The 7207-nt window shown below is 74.0% G+C and carries 6 protein-coding genes; 4 read left to right on the plus strand and 2 right to left on the minus strand.

Features of this window, described 5'->3' with window-relative positions; translation table 11 throughout:
• Positions 1-158 precede the first annotated feature (158 nt).
• On the plus strand, positions 159-1352 hold the full coding sequence (locus tag ACWEPF_RS05025; RefSeq protein WP_452171466.1) for an FAD-dependent monooxygenase: 1194 nt from the start codon (positions 159-161) through the stop codon (positions 1350-1352).
• Between the two features lie 34 nt (positions 1353-1386).
• On the opposite strand, the gene ACWEPF_RS05030 is transcribed toward ACWEPF_RS05025, so the two are convergent.
• The gene (locus ACWEPF_RS05030) at positions 1387-1947 is read right to left on the minus strand and encodes a dihydrofolate reductase family protein (RefSeq protein ID WP_345286649.1); all 561 of its coding nucleotides are present in this window, start codon (positions 1945-1947) and stop codon (positions 1387-1389) included.
• A gap of 293 nt (positions 1948-2240) precedes the next feature.
• Between ACWEPF_RS05030 and ACWEPF_RS05035 the strand changes: the two genes are divergently transcribed.
• Positions 2241-3800, plus strand: a complete 1560-nt coding sequence (locus tag ACWEPF_RS05035) for a S8 family peptidase (RefSeq protein ID WP_452171467.1) — start codon at positions 2241-2243, stop codon at positions 3798-3800.
• 54 nt (positions 3801-3854) lie between these two features.
• Here ACWEPF_RS05035 and ACWEPF_RS05040 read toward each other — a convergent pair whose 3' ends face one another.
• Positions 3855-4304: a MarR family winged helix-turn-helix transcriptional regulator gene (locus ACWEPF_RS05040; RefSeq protein WP_345286647.1), complete on the minus strand. Its 450-nt coding sequence runs from the start codon at positions 4302-4304 to the stop codon at positions 3855-3857.
• A gap of 133 nt (positions 4305-4437) precedes the next feature.
• Here ACWEPF_RS05040 and ACWEPF_RS05045 point away from each other — a divergent pair, with 133 nt between their 5' ends.
• Both ACWEPF_RS05045 and ACWEPF_RS05050 read left to right on the plus strand, forming a co-directional pair.
• Positions 4438-5880, plus strand: coding sequence for an MFS transporter (locus ACWEPF_RS05045; protein WP_452171468.1), 1443 nt, complete (start codon positions 4438-4440; stop codon positions 5878-5880).
• Between the two features lie 165 nt (positions 5881-6045).
• A partial coding sequence (locus tag ACWEPF_RS05050; RefSeq protein WP_452171469.1) for a GDSL-type esterase/lipase family protein occupies positions 6046-7207 on the plus strand: 1162 nt, incomplete at its 3' end.

The following is a 7207-nucleotide window of genomic DNA, read 5'->3' on the forward strand; positions in this document are numbered from 1 at the left end:
CGCCGAGCCCGTCGTATCCCGAGACCGCCCACCTGGGTGGGAGAGACCGGCCGCGAGACGGCAACGGCAACACTAGCCGGACTCTCCACCAGGGCGGTACACCACGCCCCGGCGCGCACGACCGCCGAGGGCGCCGTCCGCTTGGAGAGAAGGCAGACATGAGCAAGGTACGGAGCGCGCTGGTCATCGGCGGCGGCATCGCCGGCCCGGTGACGGCGATGGCGCTGCGCAAGGCCGGCATCGACGCGACCGTGTACGAGGCCTACCCGACCCCCACCGAGGGCGTCGGCGGCACCCTGGCCCTGGCCCCCAACGGCCAGGCCGCACTCGAACTCCTCGGCCTCGCCGAGGAGGTGAGGGCGGTCGGCCTGCCGATCGTCGGCACCGCGATGGCCTTCGGGCACAAGAAGATCGACATCCCGCAGCTGGACGGCGTCGCCCCGCCACTCCAGGTCCACCGGAACGACCTGCACCGCATCCTGTCCACGGCCGCCGCCGCACAGGGCATCCGCGTCGAGCACGGCAAGCGCCTGGCCGCCGCCGAGCAGGACGGTGCCGGAGTCACCGCACACTTCGCGGACGGCAGCAGCGCCCGGGCGGACCTGCTGATCGGCGCCGACGGCGTCCACTCCACGGTGCGCACGCTGATCGACCCGGCCGCGCCCGGCCCCCGCTTCACCGGCGTGCTCGGCTTCGAGGCCTCGGTCGAGCACCCCGCCCCCGGGCCGGCCGGCCTCACCCACTTCACCTTCGGCCGGCACGCGTACTACCTCTACTGGCGCGAGGCCGACGGCCGCACCCGCGTCGGCTTCAACCTGCCGCACGCCGCCCCGATGCGCCTGAGCGAGGCCCGCGAGGTCCCGGCCGAGCAGTGGCTGCGGATCCTGCGCGACACCTACGGACAGGACGTCCCCGGCGGCGCCTTCCTCGACGCACTCGAACCGGACCAACTGCACGCCAACGGATCGGTCTGGATCATGCCGCCCGTCCCGCACTGGCACCGCGGCCGGATGGTCCTGGTCGGTGACGCCGTCCACGCCCCGTCCAACAGCTCCGGCCAGGGCGCCTCGCTGGCGATCGAGAGCGCGGTCGAACTGGCCCGGGCCCTCCGGGACCTCCCCCTCGACCGGGCCCTGCCCGCCTACACCGCCACCCGCCGCCCCCGGGTCGAGAAGATCGCCGCCCAAGCCATGCGGGTCAACCACGTCAAGGCCCCCGGCCGCCTGACGGCCGCCGCCATGCCGATCCTGATGCGCCTCCTCATGAGGGTCGCCATGAACCCCGAACGCACCTTCGGCCCGACGCTCCGCCACCAGATCGACTGGGACCGCCCGTTCGGCCCTGCCGCCTGACACCGACACCCGGCGCCGGCAACGGCGCCGGGTGTCACCGCACGACGCGGTAGGCCATGTAGACCACCTTCGACGCGAAGGTCCGGGTCTCCACCAGGTCCAGGTCGACGTGCCGCTCCGCCTGCGGGAAGAACGGGACGCCGCCGCCGACCAGGACGGGGATGACCCGGGCGCGGTACTCGTCGATCAGGTCCAGGGCGGCGGCCTCGGCCGCGAGCGTCGCTCCGCCGATGGCGATGTCCCCGTCGCCGGGCTCGGCGCGCAGGCGGGCGATCTCCTCGGCGAGGCCGCCGCCCGCGAGCCGGGTGGCGGTGCCGCGGACCTCGGTGAGGGTGCGGGAGAAGACCACCTTGGGCAGCGGGCACCACACGTCCACCCAGTCCCGCTCCGCCGGGTCGGTCACGTTCGCCGGGTCCTCCCAGTAGAGCATCGTCTCGTAGAGCCGACGCCCCATCAGGTGCACGTCCACGCCCCGCACCTCCTCGATGCAGAAGCGGAACACCTCCTCGTCCGGGTCCCCCCAGTCGAACGTGCCGTCCGGCCCGATGACGTAGCCGTCCAGCGAGACGCCCATCGAGTAGGTCACCTTGCGCATCAGAAGCCCTCCTCCACAACGGACTTCGACAGTAAGGCCGGCCACCCACACAGCCTCACCCGCCACTCGCACCGCCCCCGGTTTTCTGGGTGCCGGGGAGCCCTTCTCTGGGTGCGCCCGCCCCTGGCTGCCGTGCCCGGCGCGGACCGATGCTCTTGCCCAACGGCCGAGCGGCCCGCACCCTCCCCACACATCCGGTGCGGCCACGGCCCGGTGGGGGCGGCGCCCGACGTACCCGGTGCGGGCGCCGCCGCCCACCGTCCCCCTCACACCCCGCTCCAGGAGACCCCCACATGAAGCTCCGAAGCACGGCCACGGCCGCTGCCCTGCTGCTCGCCACCCTCGGCCTCCCCGCCCTGGCCGCCGCTCCGGCCGTCGCCGCCGGCCCCGCCGAGGGCACCGTGGTCGGTACCGACCGCGCCGGCGTGATCGAGGGCTCGTACATCGTCACCTTCGCCGACGGCGTCCGCAGCACCGAAGTCGCCTCCAAGGCCCAGCAGTTGGCGGGACGTCACGGCGGCAGCCTCAGCCAGGTCTACACCGCCGCGCTGAACGGCTTCGCGGTGCGCCTCTCGCCCGAGGCGGCCCGCCGGCTGGCCGCCGAGCCGGGCGTGCGCCGCGTCGAGGCGGACGGCCTGGCGCACGTCACCGGCACCCAGTCCAACCCGCCGTCCTGGGGCCTGGACCGGATCGACCAGACGGCCCTCCCGCTCGACAAGTCCTACACCTACCCCAACACCGCCTCCAACGTGACCGCGTACGTGATCGACACCGGTGTCCGGCTGACCCACCAGGACTTCGGCGGACGGGCCGTCAGCGGCTACGACTTCGTGGACAACGACTCCAACGCCTCGGACTGCCAGGGCCACGGCACCCACGTCGCGGGCACCGTCGGCGGCTCGACCTACGGCGTGGCCAAGGGCGTGAAGCTGGTCTCCGTCCGGGTGCTGGACTGCAACGGCTCGGCGCCCTGGTCGACCGTCATCAAGGGCGTGGACTGGGTGACCGCCAACGCCGCCAAGCCCGCCGTCGCGAACATGAGCATCGGCGGCGACACCGACCAGACCCTGAACGACGCGGTGGCCAAGTCGATCGCCTCGGGCGTCACCTACGCCGTCGCCGCCGGGAACAGCTCCAAGGACGCCTGCACCTCCTCGCCCGCCTCCCTCGGCGCGGCGATCACCGTCGGCGCCACCGACTCCTCGGACGCCCGGGCCTCGTACTCCAACTACGGCACCTGCCTGGACCTCTTCGCGCCGGGCTCGGCCATCGTCTCCGCCTCCAACAGCGGCGACACCGCGAGCACCAGCATGAACGGCACCTCGATGGCCTCCCCGCACACCGCGGGCGCCGCGGCCCTGCTGCTCTCGGCCAACCCGTCCTGGACGCCGCAGCAGGTCCGTGACCAGCTGGTCGCCGACGCCACCACCGGCAAGGTGACCAACGCGGGCAGCGGCTCGCCGAACCGCCTGCTCAAGGTCGGCGGCGGCACCACCACCCCGCCCACCGGCAAGAAGTTCGAGAACACCGCCGACTACGCGATCGGCGACAACACCACCGTGGAGTCCCCGGTCTCCGTCACCGGCGTCACCGGCAACGCCCCGTCCGCCCTCTCCGTCGCGGTGGACATCCGGCACACCTTCCGCGGTGACCTGCGCGTCCAGCTGATCGCCCCGGACGGCAGCGCCTACCTGCTGAAGGACTACAACGCCAACGACAGCGCGGACAACGTCCAGGCCACCTACACCGTCAACGCCTCCTCCGAGGTGGCCAACGGCACCTGGAAGCTCCGGGTCACCGACAACGCGGTGAACGACACCGGCTACGTCAACGCCTGGTCCCTGCAGTTCTGACGGACCACCAGCAGGGGGCCGGACACCACCACGGTGTCCGGCCCCCTCGGCGTTTCACGGCCGGGGCCAGGGCCGTCCCGAGATCCGCTCGATCGAGCCGTTGAACCGCTGGAGGTAGCCCGCGAAGGCGGCCACGTCCTCCTCGCTCCAGTCGTCGAGCACCGTCTCCAGCCCGGCGACGATCTCCGCCCGCTCCCGCTCCAGCGCCCGCCCGCCCTCGGCCGTGACGCGGAACTTGCGGGCGATGCCGCCGCCCTCGTCGGGGATCCGCTCGACCAGCCCGGCCCGGGTCATCGCCGCCGTCTGCCGGTTGAGGGTCGAGACGTCGAGCCCGAAGGCCTCGCTGAGCTGACCGATCGTCATCGGGCCCTCCACCCCCAGGCGGCTGAGCAGGATGTAGGCGCTGCGGTCCAGCCCGCCCTCGCGCTTGCCGCGCGGGCTCAGGTGGCTGTGCCGGCCGAGCAGCATGGTCTCGAACTCGACCTGCTGGGTGGGCCTCTCCATCGCGCGCTTCCTTCCCTGCGGCACCTCTCCCACCAGCAGGTATACCACGGCACTGTGCACCATACATGCGTTGTGCATCATGCACATCAGATGTACGGTGCACAGGCACCTGCCACCGCCCCGAGGAGACCCCGTGCCGGACAGCCCGCCCGCGAACACCCACCCCCGAGCCGTCACCGGCGTGCTCGCCCTCGCCGGCATCGTCGCCGCCGTCATGCAGACCCTGGTGGTCCCGCTGATCGGCGACCTGCCCGCGCTGCTCTCCACCAGCGCCTCGAACGCCTCCTGGGTGATCACCGCCACCCTGCTCTCGGCCGCCGTCGCCACCCCCGTCGCCGGGCGGCTCGGCGACATGTACGGCAAGCGCCGGATGCTGCTGGTCTCCACCGTGCCGCTGATCGCCGGTTCGGTGGTCTGCGCACTCTCCTCCTCGGTGCTCCCGATGATCGTCGGGCGCGGCCTCCAGGGCGTCGGCATGGGCATCGTCCCCCTCGGCATCAGCCTGCTGCGGGACCTGCTGCCGCCCGAGCGGCTCGGCTCGGCGATCGCCGTGATGAGCGCCTCGATGGGCGTCGGCGGCGCGCTCGGCCTGCCGTTCTCGGCCGCCGTCGCGGAGCACGCCAGCTGGCGGGTGCTGTTCTGGGTGGCCGCCGGACTCAGTGCGCTGGTGGCCGTGCTGGTCGCCCGCACCGTCCCGGCCGGACGCTCCGTCAGCTCCCCCGCCGGACGCTTCGACCTCCCCGGCGCGCTGGGCCTCGGCGCCGGCCTGGTCTCGCTGCTGCTCGCCGTCTCCAAGGGCTCGGACTGGGGCTGGGGCAGCGCCACCACCCTCGGCCTGTTCGGCACCGCACTCGCCCTGCTGCTGCTCTGGGGCGTCCGGGAGCTGCGCACCGCCGACCCGCTGGTCGACCTGCGGGTGACCGCCCGCCCCCAGGTACTGATCACCAACGCGGCCTCCGTCCTGGTCGGCTTCGCCATGTACGCCCAGTCCCTGGTGGTGCCCCAACTGCTCCAGCTGCCCGAGGCCACCGGCTACGGGCTGGGCCAGTCGATGATGGCGATGGGCCTGTGGATGGCCCCGGCCGGGCTGGCCATGATGGTGCTGGCCCCGCTCGGCGCCAAGCTCTCCGCGGCCAAGGGCCCCAAGGTCACGCTGGCCGTCGGCAGCCTGGTGATCGCCCTCGGCTACGGCTCGGCGCAGCTGCTGCTCGGCTCCACCTGGGGCCTGCTGCTGGCCTCCCTGGTCTGCAACACCGGCGTCGGCCTCGCGTACGGCGCGATGCCCGCGCTCATCATGGGCGCCGTCCCGCCCCAGGAGACCGCCTCGGCGAACAGCTTCAACACCCTGATGCGCTCCATCGGCAGCTCCGTCTCCGCCGCCGTCATGGGCGTGGTGCTGGCCCAGCTGACCACCGACTTCCACGGCCGTGCCCTGCCGTCCGAGCACGGCTTCCGGATCGCCCTGCTGATCGGTTCGGGTGTCGCCCTGGCAGCCGCCGCGGTGGCCACCGCCATCCCGGCCGCCCGCCCCGTCCGGGCCGCCGCCGCGCCCGACCCCGCCCCGGCCCGGGTCTGACCCACCGCAGGGGCTCGGCCGGACGGCCGAGGGCGGCTGACGGTCCGTCACCCGACCGGGTGGCGGCCGGGCACCCCACCCCGAGCCGCCCCGCCGCACCCGCCGGGCCCTTGCCATCATCCGTTCCCCGGGCCGACCCCCGACCGCCCGGCGGAAGGACCCGCCGTGAAGCTCACCCCCGCCCTCGACCTCGCCGTCACCCTGACCCTGACCACCGCGCTCTGCACGGCCGGGGCCTGGCTCACCGCCCGCCCCGTCCACGCCGCCTCCGCCCGGGGGCTCGCCCCCGCCCCGATGGTCCTGCGGGTGATGCCGCTGGGCGATTCGATCACCGCCGGCGACGGCAGCTCCACCGGAGCGGGCTACCGGCTCCCGCTGTACCGGACGCTCTCCGAACGGGCACCGGCCGACCAGGCACCGGGCGACCGGGCACCGGCCGAACGGCCGCGCTACAGCACCGACTTCGTCGGCTCCGGCGCGTACGGCGCGGTGCCCGACCCGGACCACGAGGGGCACAGCGGCTCCCTGATCGACCAGATCGCCCCGGGGGTCGACGGCTGGCTGGCCGCCGCCCAGCCCGACGTGGTGCTGCTGCACCTCGGCGTCAACGACCTCCTGCGCGGCGAACGCGCCCACGCCCCGGACCGCCTCTCCGCGCTGATCGACCGGATCACCGCCGCCCGGCCGGGCGCCACCGTCCTGACCCTGGGCCTGATCCCCACCACCCACGGGGTCGAGAGCGCGGCACAGAGCTTCAACTCCCGTATGCAGGAGGCCATTTCATCCAAGCAGCGGAGCGGCGCCAAGGTCCGCTACGTCACCCCGCCGTCCCTCGTCCCCGCCACCGAACTGCCCGACGGCCTGCACCCGAACGACCGCGGCTACGCCAGGCTCGCCGAGGCCTACGCCCGGGCGCTCGACCAGGCGGTCGCCGACGGGCTGGCGGTCCGCCCCGCACCGCACCGCGCGGGCACCGAATCGGGCGGCGCGGGCCGGGACCGCTGGGCCGACTTCGACGGCGACGGCCGGGCCGACCGCCTGGTGATCGCCGACGGCGGCGCGGTCCGGGCACTCCTCAACCGAGGCGGCGACGGCCACGGCGGCTGGCAGAACCTCGGCCAGATCGCCACCGGCACCACCACCGACCGCACCCGCGTCCGCCTCGCCGACCTCGACGGCGACGGCCGCACCGACTACCTCACCCTCACCGACAACGGCGCCGTCACCGCCCACCTCAACCGAGGCGGCGACGGCCACGGCGGCTGGCAGAACCTCGGCCAGATCGCCACCGGCACCACCACCGACCGCACCCGCGTCCGCCTCGCCG

Source organism: Kitasatospora sp. NPDC004289 (genome assembly GCF_053602875.1).

What these genes read in the sequence shown, in the direction of transcription:
- ACWEPF_RS05040 (WP_345286647.1), bottom strand. Translation starts at nt 4,304, where the DNA reads ATGGAGAGGCCCACCCAGCAGGTCGAGTTCGAGACCATGCTGCTCGGC.
- ACWEPF_RS05030 (WP_345286649.1), bottom strand. Translation starts at nt 1,947, where the DNA reads ATGCGCAAGGTGACCTACTCGATGGGCGTCTCGCTGGACGGCTACGTC.
- ACWEPF_RS05035 (WP_452171467.1), top strand. Translation starts at nt 2,241, where the DNA reads ATGAAGCTCCGAAGCACGGCCACGGCCGCTGCCCTGCTGCTCGCCACC.
- ACWEPF_RS05025 (WP_452171466.1), top strand. Translation starts at nt 159, where the DNA reads ATGAGCAAGGTACGGAGCGCGCTGGTCATCGGCGGCGGCATCGCCGGC.